13 protein-coding genes and 1 pseudogene are annotated in these 18,291 nt (G+C 71.9%); 9 read left to right on the top strand and 5 right to left on the bottom strand.

Annotated elements, in window-relative coordinates; all coding sequences use genetic code 11:
* Both AOK22_RS20330 and AOK22_RS20325 read left to right on the top strand, forming a co-directional pair.
* Positions 1–260, top strand: a pseudogene (locus AOK22_RS20330) (protein phosphatase 2C domain-containing protein); the annotation flags it as partial.
* A 67-nt stretch (positions 261–327) separates the two neighbouring features.
* Positions 328–2,070 (top strand): pyruvate dehydrogenase, encoded by a 1,743-nt coding sequence (locus AOK22_RS20325; RefSeq protein WP_055700118.1) that lies wholly within the window; start codon positions 328–330, stop codon positions 2,068–2,070.
* 76 nt (positions 2,071–2,146) lie between these two features.
* On the opposite strand, the gene AOK22_RS20320 is transcribed toward AOK22_RS20325, so the two are convergent.
* Positions 2,147–5,191, bottom strand: a complete 3,045-nt coding sequence (locus AOK22_RS20320) for an alpha-mannosidase (protein WP_055700117.1) — start codon at positions 5,189–5,191, stop codon at positions 2,147–2,149.
* Positions 5,192–5,405: 214 nt separating this feature from the next.
* Here AOK22_RS20320 and AOK22_RS20315 point away from each other — a divergent pair, with 214 nt between their 5' ends.
* The gene (locus tag AOK22_RS20315; protein WP_107101982.1) at positions 5,406–5,855 is read left to right on the top strand and encodes an ATP-binding protein; all 450 of its coding nucleotides are present in this window, start codon (positions 5,406–5,408) and stop codon (positions 5,853–5,855) included.
* A 74-nt stretch (positions 5,856–5,929) separates the two neighbouring features.
* Here AOK22_RS20315 and AOK22_RS20310 read toward each other — a convergent pair whose 3' ends face one another.
* Positions 5,930–6,988, bottom strand: coding sequence for a DUF2637 domain-containing protein (locus AOK22_RS20310; RefSeq protein ID WP_055700116.1), 1,059 nt, complete (start codon positions 6,986–6,988; stop codon positions 5,930–5,932).
* Between the two features lie 187 nt (positions 6,989–7,175).
* Positions 7,176–8,036, bottom strand: coding sequence for a (2Fe-2S)-binding protein (locus AOK22_RS20305; RefSeq protein WP_055700115.1), 861 nt, complete (start codon positions 8,034–8,036; stop codon positions 7,176–7,178).
* 272 nt (positions 8,037–8,308) lie between these two features.
* Here AOK22_RS20305 and AOK22_RS20300 point away from each other — a divergent pair, with 272 nt between their 5' ends.
* Positions 8,309–9,010, top strand: a complete 702-nt coding sequence (locus tag AOK22_RS20300; protein WP_055700120.1) for a GntR family transcriptional regulator — start codon at positions 8,309–8,311, stop codon at positions 9,008–9,010.
* Between the two features lie 51 nt (positions 9,011–9,061).
* On the opposite strand, the gene AOK22_RS20295 is transcribed toward AOK22_RS20300, so the two are convergent.
* Together AOK22_RS20295 and AOK22_RS20290 are read right to left on the bottom strand one after the other, a co-directional pair.
* Positions 9,062–9,826 carry a hypothetical protein gene (locus AOK22_RS20295; protein WP_244164908.1) on the bottom strand — a complete coding sequence of 255 codons (765 nt, stop codon included), beginning with the start codon at positions 9,824–9,826 and terminating at the stop codon, positions 9,062–9,064.
* A gap of 177 nt (positions 9,827–10,003) precedes the next feature.
* Complete coding sequence (locus tag AOK22_RS20290; RefSeq protein ID WP_055700114.1) at positions 10,004–11,707, bottom strand: PucR family transcriptional regulator; 1,704 nt, start codon at positions 11,705–11,707, stop codon at positions 10,004–10,006.
* 337 nt (positions 11,708–12,044) lie between these two features.
* On the opposite strand from AOK22_RS20290, the gene AOK22_RS20285 reads away from it, so the two are divergent.
* From AOK22_RS20285 to AOK22_RS20265, 5 genes are all read left to right on the top strand, one after another.
* Positions 12,045–12,935, top strand: a complete 891-nt coding sequence (locus AOK22_RS20285; RefSeq protein ID WP_055700113.1) for an FAD binding domain-containing protein — start codon at positions 12,045–12,047, stop codon at positions 12,933–12,935.
* Complete coding sequence (locus tag AOK22_RS20280; protein ID WP_055700112.1) at positions 12,935–13,537, top strand: (2Fe-2S)-binding protein; 603 nt, start codon at positions 12,935–12,937, stop codon at positions 13,535–13,537. Before AOK22_RS20285 ends, AOK22_RS20280 begins: the two co-directional genes overlap by 1 nt.
* A 2-nt stretch (positions 13,538–13,539) precedes the next feature.
* Entirely contained in the window at positions 13,540–15,930 is a 2,391-nt protein-coding gene (locus AOK22_RS20275) for a xanthine dehydrogenase family protein molybdopterin-binding subunit (protein WP_055700111.1), read from the top strand.
* Positions 15,931–16,161: 231 nt separating this feature from the next.
* Positions 16,162–17,619 carry an NCS2 family permease gene (locus AOK22_RS20270; protein WP_055700110.1) on the top strand — a complete coding sequence of 486 codons (1,458 nt, stop codon included), beginning with the start codon at positions 16,162–16,164 and terminating at the stop codon, positions 17,617–17,619.
* A gap of 43 nt (positions 17,620–17,662) precedes the next feature.
* Positions 17,663–18,291, top strand: a 629-nt coding sequence (locus AOK22_RS20265) for an XdhC family protein (protein WP_167357865.1), incomplete at its 3' end; no start/stop codon positions are given.

The following is an 18,291-nucleotide window of genomic DNA, read 5'->3' as shown; positions in this document are numbered from 1 at the left end:
TGTCACCCGGGCGGGCGACCGAGCCGCCCCGCGACCCCTTCCGCTTCCGCGCCTCGGTCGCCCGCCCGGGTGACACGCTCGTCCTGTGCAGCGGCGGCCTCGCCGAGCCGCTGCGCGGCGAGCCCGAGCTCGCCGAACACCTCACCCAGCGGTGGGAGAAGACCGGTCCGCCGGGCCTCGCCGCCTTCCTGGCGGACATCCAGGTGAGGGTGAAGGGCTACGCCGACGACCGCACGGCGGCCGCAGTTTGGGAGGCATGACCGGCGCACCTGTGAATTCATGGACCCAGAGCCAGTCCACTCACGGGTCCTAAGGGGTGCGTACCGCATGGCCAAGCAGAACGTCGCCGAGCAGTTCGTCGACATCCTCGTCCGCGCGGGCGTGAAGCGTTTGTACGGAGTCGTGGGCGACAGCCTCAACCCCGTCGTGGACGCCATCCGCCGCACCCGTGAGATCGACTGGATCCAGGTCAGGCACGAGGAGACCGCCGCCTTCGCGGCCGGTGCGGAGGCCCAGGTCACCGGCCGGCTCGCCGCCTGCGCGGGCTCCTGCGGCCCCGGCAACCTCCACCTGATCAACGGCCTGTACGACGCGCACCGCTCCATGGCCCCGGTCCTCGCCCTGGCCTCGCACATCCCGTCCTCCGAGATCGGCCTCGGCTACTTCCAGGAGACGCACCCCGACCAGCTGTTCCGCGAGTGCAGCCACTACAGCGAGCTGATCTCCAACCCGAAGCAGATGCCCCGGCTGGTGCAGACCGCCATCCAGCACGCCGTCGGACAGTCCGGCGTCAGCGTCGTCTCGCTGCCCGGTGACGTCGCCTCCGAGCCCGCGCCGGACAAGGCCGCGGAGACCGCCCTGGTCACCTCGCGCCCCTCCGTGCGCCCCGGTGACGCCGAGATCGAGAAGCTCGCCGCGATGATCGACGAGGCCGACCGGGTCACCCTCTTCTGCGGCAGCGGCACGGCGGGCGCGCACGCCGAGGTGATGGAGTTCGCCGAGAAGATCAAGTCGCCGGTCGGCCACGCGCTGCGCGGCAAGGAGTGGATCCAGTACGACAACCCCTTCGACGTCGGCATGAGCGGCCTGCTCGGCTACGGTGCCGCCTACGAGGCCACCCACGAGTGCGATCTGCTGATCCTGCTCGGCACGGACTTCCCGTACAACGCGTTCCTGCCCGACGACGTGAAGATCGCGCAGGTGGACGTGCGGCCCGAACACCTCGGCCGCCGCTCGAAGCTGGACCTCGCGGTCTGGGGCGACGTGCGCGAGACGCTGCGCTGTCTGACTCCGCGCGTCTCGCCGAAGACGAACCGCAAGTTCCTCGACAAGATGCTGAAGAAGCACGCGGACGCGCTCGAAGGCGTCATCAAGGCGTACACGCGCAAGGTCGAGAAGCACGTCCCGATCCACCCCGAGTACGTCGCGTCGGTCCTCGACGACCTCGCCGCCGACGACGCGGTCTTCACCGTGGACACCGGCATGTGCAACGTCTGGGCGGCCCGCTATCTCACCCCGAACGGCAAGCGCCGCATCATCGGCTCCTTCAGCCACGGCTCGATGGCCAACGCCCTGCCGCAGGCGATCGGCGCCCAGTTCGTCGACCGGAAGCGCCAGGTCGTCTCGATGTCGGGCGACGGCGGCTTCTCGATGCTGATGGGCGACTTCCTCACGCTCGTCCAGCACGATCTGCCGGTGAAGGTCGTCCTGTTCAACAACTCCTCCCTCGGGATGGTGGAGCTGGAGATGCTGGTCGCCGGCCTGCCCTCGTACGGAACGACGAACCACAACCCCGACTTCGCCGCCGTCGCCCGCGCCTGCGGGGCCTACGGCGTCCGCGTGGAGAAGCCCAAGCAGCTCGCGGGCGCCCTGAAGGAGGCCTTCGCGCACAAGGGCCCGGCCCTCGTCGACGTCGTCACCGACCCGAACGCCCTGTCCATCCCGCCCAAGATCAGCTCGGAGATGGTGACCGGCTTCGCGCTCTCCGCCAGCAAGATCGTCCTGGACGGCGGGGTGGGCCGGATGGTGCAGATGGCCCGCTCGAACCTGCGGAACGTACCGCGGCCCTGACCTCGCCCCCGGGGCTCCCGCGCCCCCGGGTCCCGGTGCCCGGCCCCCGCACCATGGGGGCCGGGCACCGGCGCACTCACGCCGGACGCAGCCGCAGCGTCACGATCTGGAAGGGCCGCAGCGCCAGCGCCAGACCCGCCTCGCCCGTGTCGGCCTCGTGCAGCGGCCGCTCCAGCAGATCCGTCACCTCCGCCCGCGCCACCGGGAACGACGTGCTCAGCGTCGCGGCGGCGCGCCCGCCCCGCGATTCGTAGAGCCGCACCACGACATCGCCGCTGCGGTCGTCGGCGAGCTTCACCGACTCCACGGTCACCGCCGGATGGTCGACGCGCACCAGCGGATCGAGGACCGGCGCGTCGGCCACCCGCAGCGGCAGATTGAGCGCGAGCCCCTCGGCGACCGCGTCACCGGTGGACGCGCCGGGCAGCAGCGCGTACGTGAAGCGGTGCGTGCCCTGGTCCGTCTCCGGGTCCGGGCTGTGCGGGGCCCGCAGCAGCGTGAGCCGCACGGTCGTGCCGAGCGCGTCGCCGTGCTCCGTGCGCGTCACGTCGTGGCCGTACGTCGAGTCGTTCAGGACCGCGACGCCGTACCCCTCCTCGGCGACCCGCAGCCAGCGGTGCGCGCAGATCTCGAAACGGGCCGCGTCCCATCCGGTGTTGGCGTGCGTGGGCCGGTGCACATGGCCGAACTGGATCTCGGCGGCGGACCGTTCGGCGTGCACGTCCAGCGGGAACGCGGCCTTGAGGACCTTCTCCGACTCCCGCCAGTCGACGTCCGTGACGACGTCCACGCGCCTGCTGCCCGCCGCGAGCCGGATCTCCTGGGTGATCCGCGAGGCGCCGAAGGAGCGCACCACCCGCACCGCGACCCGCAGCGGACCGTCCTCCACGAGCTCCACGGACTCGGCGTCCGTGAGGTCGGCGTGCCGGCGCCGGTAGTGCCGGTCGAGGTCCCAGGCGTCGTAGTGCGTGGGGTGGTCGGGGTGCAGCTGGAGGAGGTTGCCGGGGGCGGCGAGCACCTCGCGTCCCTCGGCCAGGTCCCGCACGGAGGTGAGGAGTCCGGCCGCGTCGACGGTGACGCCCAGGTGTTCGTTGGACAGCAGGATCGTGTCGCCGGTCGTGTGCGCGGCGGCTCCCGCGGCGGGCTCCCGGGCGGCGTCCAGGCTCTGGGTGCCGAGCGCGGGCACGCCGACGTGCGCCAGCGTGCCGTCGCCGGTCTCGACGACCTCCTCGCGCGGGTACGGCGAGGCGTTCAGGACGGCGGGGCCGCCCGCGCCCAGGGAGCGCGCCGCCGCCGCGGTGAGCTCGTCGAGCTCGGCCAGGACGCGCTCGTAGGTGTCGCGGGCCTCCCGGTGCACCCAGGCGATCGACGATCCCGGCAGGATGTCGTGGAACTGGTGGAGCAGCACCGTCTTCCACAGCCGGTCCAGGGTGTCGTACGGATAGACGTACGCGGGATCGCGCACGGCCGCCGCCGTGCACCACAACTCCGCTTCGCGCAGCGCGTGTTCACTGCGCCGGTTGCCGCGCTTGGTCGCCGCCTGGGTGGTGTACGTCGCCCGGTGCAGCTCCAGGTACAGCTCGCCCGACCAGACCGGCGCCTTGGGGCCGTACTCCTCCTCGGCCGCCGCGAAGAACGCCGACGGCTTCTCGATCTCGACGCGCGGCGAGCCCTCCAGGGAGCGCAGCCGGCGGGCCCGCTCCATCATCTCGCGGGTGGGGCCGCCCCCGCCGTCGCCCCAGCCGAACGGCACCAGGGAGCGGGTGGCCCGGCCCTTGTCGGCGAAGTTCCGCTCGGCGTGCGCGAGTTCGCTGCCGTGGAACTGCGAGTTGTAGGTGTCCACGGGCGGGAAGTGCGTGAAGACCCGGGTGCCGTCGATGCCCTCCCACCAGAAGGTGTGGTGCGGCATCTTGTTGGACTGGTTCCAGCTCAGCTTCTGGGTGAGGAACCAGCGGACGCCCGCGAGCTTCGCCAGCTGCGGGAAGGCGGCGGTGTACCCGAAGGAGTCCGGCAGCCAGATCTCCTCCGTCTCCACGCCGAACTCCTCGCGGAAGAACCGCCTGCCGTGCGTGATCTGGCGGGCCAGCGCCTCGCCGCCGGGCATGTTGGCGTCCGACTCGACCCACATCGAGCCCACCGGAGCCCAGTTCCCGTCCGCGACAGCCTTCTTGATGCGCTCCCAGATGTGCGGCTGGTGCTCCTTGACCCAGGCGTACTGCTGGGCCTGCGAACAGGCGAAGACCAGCTCCGGATACTCCTTTGCGAGCGCCGTCACATTGGCAAAGGTGCGCGACGCCTTCCGCACCGTCTCGCGCAGCGGCCACAGCCATGCCGAGTCGATGTGCGCGTGCCCGGCGGCCGATACCCGGTGCGCGCTGGCGTGGGCGGGCCGCGCGAGCACCTCGGCGAGCTCCGCGCGCGCGGCGGCGGCCGTGCCGGAGACGTCGTGGAGATCGAGCGCGTCGAGCATGTCCTCAAGCGCCCGCAGGATCTCGTGCCGACGCGGACGTTCGGAGTCCAGTTCGCCCATCAGCTCGGAGAGGACCTCGATGTCCAAGGTCAACTGCCATACGTCCTCGTCCAGTACGGCGAGGTCGGCAGACGCGAATCGGTAGATCGGGGTATTGCCTGCGGTCAGGACGTCGCCGAGGGGTGTCGGCATGAAGTCGTGCAGGACGGCGGGATTCGCCGCCGCCTCCAGGAGTAGATGTACCGGTTCGCCTCCCCGGGCCGGGGAGGCCACCGGAATATGCCGATTGCGCGGGTGAATCCCCTTGAGGGGAACGCCCGCCGCGTCGTACACCAGACCCTCCGCCTGGAAGCCGGGTCCCTCGCCGGAGAAGCCCGGGTCGACGACCACCTCGACGCGCCGGCCGCGCCACTCCTCGGGCACTTCTCCTTGAATCCGGAACCAACTGGTGGACCAGGGGTTTCCCCACTCCGTGCCGGTCTCGAAGGGTTCGTACGCGGCTTCGAGAGCGGTCGCGGCGGGCACCGGTTCGCCCGGGGCATGCCACACGGAGAGGGTGAGCGGCACCCGCCGCGCGTACTGGGCCGGGCGGATGAACTGGCGCAGCGCCCGCTCCAGGCGGCCTTCCACCAGCAGTCTGTCGTCGTGCACTCGGGCTCCTCGGAAAGCTCGGCGGCGGGTGTCCACCGCTTCCCTTCCCCCCAATCGCTCCGGTGCATCCCCGCCGGTGGTTGACGATTCGACAGGCGTGCCGCCTGCGGCCCGGGGCATGCATTCCGTGAAGTTGTTCGAGCAAGGAGGCAGGCATATCGCTCTGTGGGCGGGGGTCATGACGAGGCAGTCACGTGGGGGCGGCCCCGGGGGAATGGGGACGTCCTCGTCGAAGGCACGGACCGAGACGACCGGACAGACGCCGGACGGACCCGAAGGGGTCCAGCTGAGGCGCCGGCTGGGAAGGGCGGATCTCCGTGCGGTGTCCGAGGTCAGAAAGGCTCTGAGGGAACTGCTGCGGCACTGGGGGAAACCGGGCAGATCCGACATCGCCGAGCTCCTCACCAGTGAACTGGTCACGAACGCACTGGTGCACACCGATCACGACGCGATCGTCACCGCCACCGTGGGCCCGCGCGGCCTGCGCGTCGAGGTCAGGGACTTCGTGGGGCGCCGTCCCAAGCCGTGCGTACCGAACGCCGACGACGGCACGCACGGCAGGGGCCTGGTGCTCGTGCAGTCACTCGCCGACGCGTGGGGCGTCCGGGCGCACGGCGTGGGGAAGGTGGTGTGGTTCGAACTGAACGGCGGCGGCATGGCGTGATGCCCGCCGCCGCCGGACCCACGGCGTCCTGTCGCCGCACGGGGTGGGCCGGTCCTGGTCCGGCGGTCGGCCTGTCAGCCGAACTGCTGCTCCAGGTCCTTCAGCTTCTGCTCCAGCGAATCGAGCCGGGGCAGGGTCATGGTGTCGTCCTCCGCCGTCAGGTCGACGGTGACGGGCGCGGCACCCTCAGGGCCGCCCTTGACGGCCTGGAGGGAGGGTCGGGAGCGTACCGGCAGCTGGTCCTGCGCCGCTATGGCAGGGTCCGCGCCGACCTGCGCGGACCCGGCGGCCGGAGCGACGGCCTGCACGTCCACCTGGCGGCCGCCACCGCGGCCCTGCCAGTTCCGGTGACCCCTGCTGAGCGCCTTGAGCTGCGCGCGCTCCAGCTTCTCCTGGTCGCGCCTGCGCATCCGCGTGCGCTCCTTCTCGCGGCGGTCCTCCCGCACCTCCTCGACGGCCTCGTCCAGGGTGCGTACGCCTTCCAGGAGCATCAGCGACCAGGCGCCGAAGGTCTCACGGGGCGCCCGCAGCCAGCGGACGATGCGGATCTGCGGCAGCGGCCGCGGCACCAGGCCCTGCTCGCGCAGTGCGGCGCGGCGGGTCTGCTTCAGCGCCCGGTCGAAGAGCACGGCCGCCGACAGCGACATCCCGGCGAAGAAGTGGGGGGCGCCGGCGTGGCCCAACCCCCGTGGCGCGTGCACCCAGTTGAACCAGGCGGCCGCACCCGCGAACGTCCACACGAGCAGCCGCGAACCGAGCGCCGCGTCGCCGTGGCTCGCCTCGCGCACGGCGAGGACGGAACAGAACATCGCCGCGCCGTCGAGGCCGAACGGCACCAGGTACTCCCAGCCCCCGGAGAGGCTGAGGTTCTGCTGCCCGAAGCCGACCAGGCCGTGGAAGGAGAGCGCGGCGGCGACCGCCGCACAGCAGAACAGCAGCACGTACGAGGCGGTGCCGTAGATCGCTTCCTTGCGTCTGCGGCGCTCCTCGCTGCGCTCCCACGAGTCGTCGTTCGACGCCGCCTTCTCCTGGCTCCGCTTGCCGCGTGCGAGCACCGCCACCGCCACCAGTATGCCCAGGAGCAGGACGCCGCCGGGAAGCAGCCAGTCCAGCGATATGTCGGTCAGTCTCATCTGGGGTCCCTTGCATCGCGGTAGGGCGTTTCGGGCGCAATAGTGGCCCAATCCCGATGCCCCTCAGGGGGTTTCGGGGCAAGAGAACGCCAAGGGGGTGCAAGGGGGCACGCAGAGCGCACTTTTCATCGAACTCCTGCCGGGGGAGCGGGAGTTGAGTTCGATTAAACGTGCGCGAAAGAGTGGTTCAGGACGAAGCGGTTGCGCTCAGCCGCGCGATTCGCTCCGCGTCGCAGGTGCGCGGGCAGGTGACGCAGGTGTCCTCGGGGCGCAGCGTGTAGAACATGCAGCAGCTCGCCCGGTCACGGGTCGGCAGCGTCTCGCCGTTCGGCCCCGTCAGTTCCCGGAAGCCCGCCGTGCCCACGTACGGCTTGGTGGCGCCGGGCAGGAGCCGCTCCAGCTCCGTCATCGCCCGCCGCTCCTCGCCGAGCAGGTGCGCGATGTACCAGAGGCCCTCGACGATCTCGTCGGTGGCGACGCTCCACAGCGCGCGCGAGCGGCGCCGCATGCGGGGGCCGAAGCCGTCGAGCAGCGGGCCGAGGTGCTCGGCGACCGCCGCCCGCACCTCCGCGCGCAGCGCCTCCTCGTCCGGTACGACCCGGGCACCGGGCAGCTCCGCGGCCGGGTCGCCGGGCAGGCAGGCGAAGCCCTCGGTGCGGACGGCCATCCGGCCGAGGGTCCGCTGGAAGGAGACGTTCGCCACCGGGTAGCGGGGGACGCGGCGGCGCAGGAACCACGGCACCGTGATCAGCAGCGTGGCCGGCCAGGCGTAGCGGTGCAGGCCGAAGCTCGCCACCACGTCCGGGCGGGCCTGGGTGCCGTAGTCCTTGAGGACCTGGGCGTTGTCCCAGGCGAGGAACGCGTCGAGGTCGGCCCCGCCCTCCGCGAGCCGGGCGGCGGTGACCCAGCCGCCGCCCTGGGGGGCCTGTTCCCCGTGGCCGAGCTCGGTCACGCGCAGCCCGGGGAACACCTCGGTGAGGCGGGCATAGGAGTCCGCGACGGCACTGGGGGCGCCCTGGGCGGGCGCGGCCAAGGTGGGGACGGACATACGGGGGACCACCGAATCGCGATCGATTGCAGGTTAGCCTTACCTTACCCGACGTGATCGAGGTTTCAACTGCGGTCCTGTCCGCCTATGGTGCCTCTCGTACCTTTCGGAGCGGGCAGAGGCAGGGCGGGCGGACGCGGGTGAACGTCGTGGAGCAGACCGGAGGCGGTGGGGCGGACCCCTTCGCCGGGGCGCCGCGCGTCCGCGTACCGGAGCAGGCGGGCGGCCCGGACCGCGGGTCCGCGCCGACGAAGGCCCGGGAATCCGCTCCGGTGGAGGCCCGTACGCCCGCGGAGACCCGCGGCGGACACACCCGTGGTGCGCACCCGGACGGCCCGCGCCGCGCGGTGCGGCGCAACTCCGTGCGCGGGCAGATCCTCGACGCGCTGCGGGCCGCCCTCGTCGGCGGTGAGCTCACGCCCGGCGAGGTGTACTCGGCGCCGGTCCTCGGCGAGCGGTTCGGCGTCTCCGCGACACCCGTGCGCGAGGCGATGCAGCAGCTGGCCGCCGAGGGCGCCGTGGAGGTCGTCCCCAACCGCGGCTTCCGGGTCACCGAGCGCAGCGCGCGGGAGCTGGCGGAGCTGGCCGAGGTGCGGGCGCTCATCGAGGTGCCGGTGATGCTGAAGCTGGCCCGTTCGGTGGCCGCGGAGCGGTGGGCCGAGCTGCGGCCGCTGGCCGAGGCGACCGCGGCGGCCGCCGCCGGCGGCGACCTCGCGCGCTACGCCGAGTCGGACCGCGCCTTCCACGGCGCCGTGCTCGCCCTCTCCGGCAACCAGCAGCTGGTGCAGGTCGCGGACGATCTGCACCGGCGCTCGCAGTGGCCGCTGGTGAGCGGCCCCGTGGCGGCCAGGCGGGCCGATCTGGTGGCGGACGCGGCCGAGCACATGGCCCTGCTCGACGCCCTCGCCGCGCAGGACCTGACGGTCGTCTCCGCGCTGGTCAGGGAGCACTTCGCGGGGGCCGACGCGGCCTGACGCGCCCCGCTCCCGCCGCGTCGGCGGCCCTCTCCGGGGAGGGCCGCGTACTCAGACGGCGGGCGCCGGCGGCGGGGTCAGGTGCTGGGCCAGCCAGGACGGCACGCCGCCCAGGAGCCGGAAGAGGCGGGTGGCCTCGGCCCGCAGCCGGGTGGCCTCCGGCTCCGGCTCGGCGTCCGCGAGCGCGGCGAGCGCCGGGGCGGTGCCGACCAGGTAGCCGAGCTCCTCGCGCAGCCGCAGGGACTCCGCGAAGCCGTGCCGCGCCTCCGCCAACTCCCCGTCGCGCAGGGCGAGTCCGGCCAGATGGCGCCAGGTGAAGGAGAGCAGCAGGGGGTCGGAGTGGGCCGTGGCGCCCGCGTGCGCCCTGCGGTAGGCGGCCTTCGCCGCCTGCGGCGAGTCGGCGATGTGCTCCGCGATCAGTCCGCGGCGGAAGTCGAGCAGCGGGCGCCCGGGAGCGTTCGGGGCGAGCAGCGCCGCCGCCCTGCCGAGCGCCGTACGCGCTTCGTCGGCGCGGTCGCGTACGCCCAACACCGTAGAGGCGTACGCCAGTTGACCCCGTTCGCAGGCGGCGGCGCCGCGGTCGTCGTCGTTCTCGGCGATCGCCTCGGCGGTGCGCAGTCCGTCCTCGGCCTCGCCCCAGCCCTCCCCGGTGAACAGGCACCGCTCGACGAGGAGCGCCGTCCGCTGGAGTGCCGCGGCCGCCCCGGCACGCGGGGCGAGCAGCGCCGCAGCGTCGGTCCAGCAGCCGCGCGAGCGCAGCCGCCATACCGCGGTCTGGAGTGGATCGTGTTCTGCAGTCGTTCCGGTACCAGACATGGCGGTATGCGCCACGTTGCCCTCCCCGAGCACACCATTGAGCTGTTGAGTCGTGGGCGAATCTCAGCATGGATCCCGGCGTCCGGCCAAGAGGCTGGGTGAAAGAATTCACAAAGGGCGGGCAAGGAACGGGGCGCGGGGCGGACGGGGCCCGGCCCGTCCGCCCGGGGCATTCCCTCAGCTCATGCGCAGCGCGAGGAAGAAATCGAGCTTGTCCTCCAGGCGCGAGAGATCACGACTCGTCAACTGCTCGATGCGGCCCACCCGATAGCGCAGCGTGTTGACGTGCAGGTGCAGCCGCGTCGCGCAGCGCGTCCAGGAGCCGTCGCAGTCGAGGAACGCCTCCAGGGTCGGGATCAGCTCGGCGCGGTGGCGCTGGTCGTACTCCCGCAGCGGGTCGAGGAGCCGCGCGGTGAAGGCCCGGCGCACGTCGTCCGGCACGAACGGAAGCAGCAGCACGTGCGAGGCCAGCTCCTGGTGTCCGGCCGCGCAGACCCGGCCGGGGCGGGCGGCGGCGACGCGGCGGGCGTGCCGCGCCTCCTCCAGGGCGCCGCGCAGGCCCTCCGCCGAGTGCACGGACGCGCTGACGCCGAGCGTGAGGCGGCCGTCGTCGGCGAGGCCCGCCGCGAGCGGGTCGCGGACGGACGCGAGCAGGGAGTCGGCCAGCAGGCCCGTCTCCGAGCCGTCGTGCTCGTTCGAGACGGCGGGCAGCGGTACGAGCGCGATCGCCTCGTCACCCGTATGGGCCACCGCGATGCGGTCGGACGGCTCGGGGCCCGCCGACAGCGGGTCGACGAGGATCTCCTCCAGGAGCGACTGGGCGACCGGGCCGCCCTCGATGTCGCCGCCGTCCCACTCCACGCGGGCCACCACGACCTGCCAGTGCGGGGCCGCGCCCAGGCCCGGCAGCAGGACCGGCGCCGCGACGCGCAGGCGCGCGGCGATCTCCGCCGGGGCGGCACCCGTCTGGACCAGCTCCAGGACCTCCTGGGCAAGGCGTCGGCGGACCGTGCGGGCCGCGTCGCGCCGGTCGCGCTCCACGGCGATCAGCTGGGTCACGCCCTGCAGCAGGTCGAGCCGCTCCTCGGGCCAGTCGCCCGCGTCGGCCTCCACGGCGAGCACCCAGTCGGAGAGCACCGTCTCGCGCACGTCCCGGGAGGCGCCGCCCGCGCCGCGCGCCGCGCCGTCCACGGCCGGCAGGTGCCCCCTGGTCCGCATGGGGAACAGCGAGTACGTGACGCCGTCCACCGTCACCCGGTGCGGCCCGCGCCGCCCCGTCCGGGTGGCCGCCAGATGCTCCCCGGCGAGCCGCGCGCACAGGGTGCCCGGCAGCAGCGCCCCGGCCGCGCCCGATCCGGCGATCACGCGCCCCGCGGGCGAGAGCACCCAGGCGCGCAGGTCCAGGTCGCTGCCGAGCAGGTCGAGGACGACGTCGGGGCCCCCGCCCGCCGGGCCCGAGGTCATCAGGCGGCGGTGCCGGTCGACGACGGCGGCCAGGTCCCCGGCGCGCTCGCCGGAGACCTGTCGCACGACGTGCTCGGTGATGGTCGCGAACGCGACGGATTCGTTGACGGCGAAGAGGGGCAGGCGGTGCCGGGCGCAGGCCTCGACGATGTCGTCGGGGATGTCGCCCAGCTCGGCCTCGCCGGCCGCCAGGGCCGCCACTCCGGCGCTCGCGAGGATACGGACGAAGGGCTCGGTGTCCGAGGCGTCGTGCCGCCAGGCCAGACCCGTGAGGACCAGCTCGCCGCCCGCCAGGTAGCGGCTCGGGTCCCGCAGGTCCGTGGTCATCACACCGCGCACGGTGCGGTCCAGCTCGTCCTCGCCGCCGAGCAGCCGCAGGCCCAGCGCGTCGGTGTCAAGGAGTGCGCGCAGCCGCATGGTGTCGTCGCCGCCGATCTGTCTCGAATGTGGTGTACAAGCAGGTGGGCCCTGTAGAGCCGGGGCCCTGCGCCGAAGGGCGTCTGAGGTTTCCCGGGGGAATCCGCGAGGTTACTGAGGCGCGTTCTTCATACGAATCTACAAGACGCGCGCCTTGGCCAGCCAACTCCTTCATGGTTTCGGTGACTGACCCCATCGGACGACCGGGCGGTGTACTTGCCCCACTCCGCGTTAACAGCACATGAACGAGCAGTCGAGGGACGAACGGCCCGAGTGGCCGGAACGGAATCCCCCAGTCCCTCGAAGCGAACGACCCCGATACGAAGAAGAGAGCCTCATGGACTTCCTTCGCCCCGCCAGCTGGGAGGAGGCGCTCGCCGCGAAGGCCGAGCACCCCACGGCTGTGCCGATTGCGGGTGGCACCGACGTGATGGTCGAGATCAACTTCGACCACCGTCGTCCCGAGTACCTGCTTGACCTCAACCGCATCGTCGAGCTGCGCGAGTGGGAGGTGGGCGAGGAGACGGTCCAGCTGGGCGCCTCCGTCCCGTACACGCAGATCATGGAGGAGCTCCGCACCGAGCTCCCCGGCCTCGCGCTCGCCTCGCACACGGTCGCCTCCCCCCAGATCCGCAACCGCGGCGGCGTGGGCGGCAACCTCGGCACGGCGTCCCCGGCCGGCGACGCCCACCCGGCGCTGCTCGCCGCCGACTGCGAGGTCGAGGTCGAGTCGGTGCGCGGCTCGCGCCTGATCCCGATCGACGAGTTCTACACCGGCGTGAAGCGCAACGCGCTCGCCCCGGACGAGCTCATCAAGTCCGTCCACATCAAGAAGGCGGACGGCCCGCAGCAGTACTCCAAAGTCGGCACCCGCAACGCCATGGTCATCGCCGTGTGCGCCTTCGGCATCGCGCTGCACCCCGAGACCCGCACCGTGCGGACCGGCATCGGCTCCGCCGCCCCGACCCCGATCCGGGCCAAGGCGGCCGAGGAGTTCCTGAACGCGGCGCTCGAAGAGGGCGGCTTCTGGGACAGCAAGAAGATCATCACTCCCTCGATCGCCAAGCAGTTCGCGGAGCTCGCCTCCGGGGCCGCCAACCCGATCGACGACGTGCGCGGCACGGCGAGCTACCGCCGCCACGCCGTGGGGATCATGGCCCGCCGCACGCTCGGCTGGACCTGGGAGTCGTACCGCGGCAAGGGCCGCAGCACGGAGGGAGTCGCGTAATGCGTGTCAACTTCACGGTCAACGGCCGTCAGCAGGAAGCCGACGACGTCTGGGAGGGCGAGTCCCTGCTCTACGTGCTGCGCGAGCGCATGGGTCTGCCCGGCTCCAAGAACGCCTGCGAGCAGGGCGAGTGCGGCTCCTGCACCGTCCGGCTCGACGGGGTCCCGGTGTGTTCGTGTCTGGTCGCCGCCGGCCAGGTGGAGGGCCGTGAGGTCACCACCGTCGAGGGCCTCGCCGACTACGCCAAGCACCGCGACGACGCCCACCCGGGGGCCGGCTGCGCCTCCGGAGCCTGCGGCACCTCGCTCCAGGACGCCCAGCAGTGGCAGGCCAGGCCCACCGACTCGCAGACCGGCGAGGGCTCCGAACTCTCCCCGATCCAGCAGGCGTTCATCGACGCCGGCGCCGTGCAGTGCGGCTTCTGCACCCCCGGCCTGCTCGTCGCGGCCGACGAGATGCTGGAGCGCAACCCGCAGCCGACCGACGCCGACATCCGCGAGGCGCTCTCCGGCAACCTCTGCCGCTGCACCGGTTACGAGAAGATCCTGGACGCGGTCCGCCTCGCCGCCGCGCGCCAGGATCGTCAGGAAGAGGCGGTCTGACCATGGGATCCACCCGTACGACCGGCGCACCCACGAAGATCACCCAGGGTTCGCAGACCAAGGGCGGCATCGGCGAGTCCACGCTGCGGCCCGACGGCACCCTCAAGGTCACCGGCGAGTTCGCGTACTCCTCGGACATGTGGCACGAGGACATGCTGTGGGGCCAGACGCTGCGCTCCACCGTGGCGCACGCCGAGATCGTGTCGATCGACACGAGCCAGGCCCTCGCGATGGACGGCGTCTACGCCGTCCTGACCTACGACGACCTGCCGGCCGAGATGAAGCACTACGGTCTGGAGCTCCAGGACACCCCGGTGCTCGCCCACGGCAAGGTCCGCCACCACGGAGAGCCGGTCGCCCTCGTGGCCGCCGACCACCCGGAGACCGCGCGCCGCGCCGCCGCGAAGATCGTGATCGAGTACAGGGAGCTGCCCCTCATCACCGATGAGGCCTCGGCGACCGCTCCCGACGCCGTGCACGTCCACGAGAACCGCACCGACGAGTACATCGAGCACGTCCCGCACGCCAACATCGTGCACCGCCAGCCGATCATCCGCGGCAACGCGGACGAGGCGGCCGAGAAGGCCGACTTCGTCGTCAAGGGCGAGTACACCTTCGGCATGCAGGACCAGGCCTTCCTCGGCCCGGAGTCCGGCCTCGCGGTGCCCTCCGAGGACGGCGGCGTCGAGCTGTACGTCGCCACCCAGTGGCTGCACTCGGACCTGGAGCAGATCGCCCCCGTCCTCGGCCTGCCCGAGGAGAAGGTCCGCATGACGCTCTCCGGCGTCGGCGGTGCCTTCGGCGGCCGCGAGGACATCTCGATGCAGATCCACGCCTGCCTCCTGGCGCTGCGCACCGGCAAGCCGGTCAAGATCGTCTACAACCGCTTCGAGTCCTTCTTCGGCCACGTGCACCGCCACCCGGCGAAGCTCTACTACGAGCACGGCGCCACCAAGGACGGCAAGCTCACGCACATGAAGTGCAAGATCGTCCTGGACGGCGGCGCCTACGCGTCGGCCTCCCCGGCGGTCGTGGGCAACGCCTCGTCCCTGTCGGTCGGTCCGTACGTGATCGACGACGTCGAGATCGAGGCCATCGCCCTCTACTCCAACAACCCGCCGTGCGGCGCGATGCGCGGCTTCGGCGCCGTCCAGGCCTGCTTCGCCTACGAGGCCCAGATGGACAAGCTCGCCGACAAGGTGGGCATGGACCGGGTCGAGTTCCGCAGGCTCAACGCCATGGAGCAGGGCACGATCATGCCGACCGGCCAGCCGGTCGACTCGCCGGCCCCGGTCGCCGAGCTGCTGCGCCGCATCAAGGCCCGCCCGCTGCCGCCCGAGCGCCAGTGGGAGTCCAGCGAGGGCGCCGACGTGCGCCAGCTGCCCGGCGGCCTGTCCAACACCTCGCACGGCGAGGGCGTCGTGCGCGGCGTCGGCTACGCGGTCGGCATCAAGAACGTCGGCTTCTCCGAGGGCTTCGACGACTACTCCACCGCCAAGGTGCGCATGGAGGTCATCAACGGCGAGCCCGTCGCGACCGTGCACACGGCCATGGCCGAGGTCGGCCAGGGCGGTGTGACGGTGCACGCGCAGATCGCGCGGACCGAGCTGGGCGTCACGCAGGTGACGATCCACCCCGCCGACACCCAGGTGGGCAGCGCCGGTTCGACGTCCGCTTCGCGCCAGACGTACGTCACCGGCGGCGCCGTCAAGAACTCCTGCGAGCTCGTGCGCGAGAAGGTCCTGGAGATCGGCCGCCGCAAGTTCGGCTCGTACCACCCCGCGTGGGCCACCGCCGAACTGCTCCTGGAGGGCGGCAAGGTCGTCACCGACGGCGGCGAGGTCCTCGGCGACCTCGTGGACGTCCTGGAGGGCGAGACCGTCGAGATCGAGGCCGAGTGGCGCCACCGTCCCACCGTGGCCTTCGACAAGCGCACCGGACAGGGCAACGGCCACGTCCAGTACTCCTTCGCCGCGCACCGCGCGGTGGTCGAGGTCGACACCGAGCTGGGCCTGGTCAAGGTCATCGAGCTCGCCGTCGCCCAGGACGTCGGCAAGGCGCTCAACCCGCTCTCCGTCGTCGGCCAGATCCAGGGTGGCACCACCCAGGGCCTGGGCGTCGCGGTGATGGAGGAGATCATCGTCGACCCGAAGACCGCGAAGGTCAGGAACCCCTCCTTCACGGACTACCTGATCCCCACCATCCTCGACACGCCGACCATCCCCGTCGACGTGCTCGAACTCGCCGACGACCACGCGCCGTACGGGCTCCGTGGCATCGGCGAGGCCCCGACCCTGTCGTCGACGCCGGCGGTCCTCGCGGCCATCCGGAACGCGACCGGTCTGGAGCTCAACAAGACGCCGGTGCGCCCGGAGCACATCACCGGTACGTGATCCCCCGCTGAGGGATCGATCCCCCCGCTCGGGGATCAGCAAGGTTCTCCGAGCGGTGTGTGCCTCCCAGGAACGTCACACTTCCCGCCCACACCGCTCGGAGCTCAACTCCCCCTCTGCACGAGGGAGATGTTCGTTCGTCTCGGGCCGTCCCCCGGGTCGTGCAGCCAACGCACCATCCCAAATCCCGCAGCTCAGCGGGTGCCCCTGTGAACCTTGGGAGTAGGCACCATGACCCAGTCGTCAGTGGAGCCGAAGACCACCGCAGAGGACGCGGGCCCCGGCTCGCGCGTCCCGGCCGGCCGGTCTTGGCTCGATCGGTACTTTCACATATCCCGGCGAGGATCCACGGTCGCGCGTGAGGTGCGCGGCGGCGTCACCACCTTCATGGCGATGGCGTACATCCTGCTGCTCAACCCCCTGATCCTGTCCGGCAAGGACGCGGCGGGGGACACCATGGCCACCAAGGCCGTGATCACCGCGACGGCGTTCGCCGCGGCGTTCACCACGCTCCTCATGGGTTTCGTCGGCAAGGTGCCGCTGGCCCTGGCCGCCGGACTCTCCGTGTCCGGCGTGATCTCCTCGCAGGTCGCACCCGAGATGACCTGGCCGCAGGCCATGGGCATGTGCGTGATGTACGGCGCGGTGATCATGCTGCTCGTGGTCACCGGGCTACGCGAGATGATCATGAATGCGATCCCGCTCGCCCTCAAGCACGGCATCACCATGGGCATCGGCCTGTTCATCGCCATCATCGGCCTGGTCAAGGGCGGCTTCGTCCACCAGGGCAAGGCCACCGTGCTCACCCTCGGCCCCGCCGGCGAACTCCAGGGCTGGCCCGTACTCATCTTCGCGGGCACCCTGCTCCTGATCTTCATGCTGCAGGCGCGCAACATCCCCGGCGCGATCCTGATCGGCATCATCACCGGCACCATCGTCGCCGTCGTCCTCAACGCCCTGGACGTCGTCGACCCCGAGCAGTGGGCCAACGGCACGCCCGCCCTGCACGGCAGCGCGGTCTCCGCACCCGACTTCTCGCTCTTCGGCGACGTCGAGTTCGGCGGCTGGGGCGAGGTCGGCGCGATGACCGTCGGCATGATCGTCTTCACGCTCGTGCTCGCCGGCTTCTTCGACGCGATGGCCACCATCATCGGCGTCGGCACCGAGGCCAACCTGGCCGACGACAAGGGCCGCATGCCCGGCCTGTCCAAGGCGCTGTTCATCGACGGCGCCGGCGGTGCCATCGGCGGTGTCGCGGGCGGCTCCGGCCAGACGGTGTTCGTCGAGTCCGCGACCGGCGTCGGCGAGGGCGCCCGCACGGGTCTCGCCTCGGTCGTCACCGGCCTGTTCTTCGCGGCCTGCCTCTTCTTCACCCCGCTCACCGCGATCGTGCCGCAGGAGGTCGCGTCCGCCGCGCTCGTCGTCATCGGAGCGATGATGATGATGAACGCCCGGCACGTCGACTGGGCCGACCGCGCCACCGCGATCCCGGTCTTCCTGACCGTCGTGCTCATGCCCTTCACGTACACCATCACCACCGGTGTCGCCGCGGGCGTCATCTCCTGGGTCGCCATCAAGGTCGCCCAGGGCAAGATCCGTGAGATCGGCGCCTTCATGTGGGGGCTGACGGTGATCTTCATCGTCTACTTCGCCCTCAATCCCATCGAAGGATGGCTGGGCGTCCACTGACGCCCCGCCCTCCGCACATCCCGAGACCTAGCAGGAGGCCGTAATGCTGGACATCGCCGACGAGTTGCACCGGTGGGTCGAGCAGGGGCGTGACTTCGCCGTCGCCACCGTGGTGGCGGTCGGCGGCAGCGCGCCCCGCCAGCCGGGCGCCGCCCTCGCCGTCGACAGCGAGGGCACGGCGATCGGATCGGTCTCCGGCGGATGTGTGGAGGGCGCCGTCTACGAACTGTGCCGGCAGGCCCTGGAGGACGGCGAGAGTGTCCTCGAACAGTTCGGCTACAGCGACGACGACGCCTTCGCCGTGGGCCTGACCTGCGGCGGGATCATCGACATCCTCGTCACCCCGGTCCGCGCCGACTCGGCGGACAGGACCGTCCTCGCGGCCGCTCTCGCCGCCGCCTCCTCGGGGGAGGCGGCGGCGGTCGCCCGCATCACCTCCGGTCCGGCGGAACTGGTCGGCCGCGCCCTTCTCGTACGTCCCTCCGGGGAGTACGAGGGAGAGCTCGGCGGCCACCCGGAGCTGGACCGCACGGCGGCGGGGGAGGCCCGCGCCCTGCTGGACGCCGGGCGCACCGGCGTCGTCGAGATCGGCGAGGACGGCTCGCGCTGCGGTCAGCCGCTGTCCCTGCTCGTCGAGTCGAGCGTCCCGCCGCCCCGCATGATCGTGTTCGG

The sequence above is a fragment of the Streptomyces silaceus genome, from assembly GCF_001419745.1.
In the GTDB taxonomy this organism is placed as follows: Bacteria; Actinomycetota; Actinomycetes; order Streptomycetales; family Streptomycetaceae; genus Streptomyces; species Streptomyces silaceus.
The sequence above is the reverse complement of the archived record's forward strand: the minus strand, read 5'-3'. Positions and strand labels throughout refer to the sequence as shown.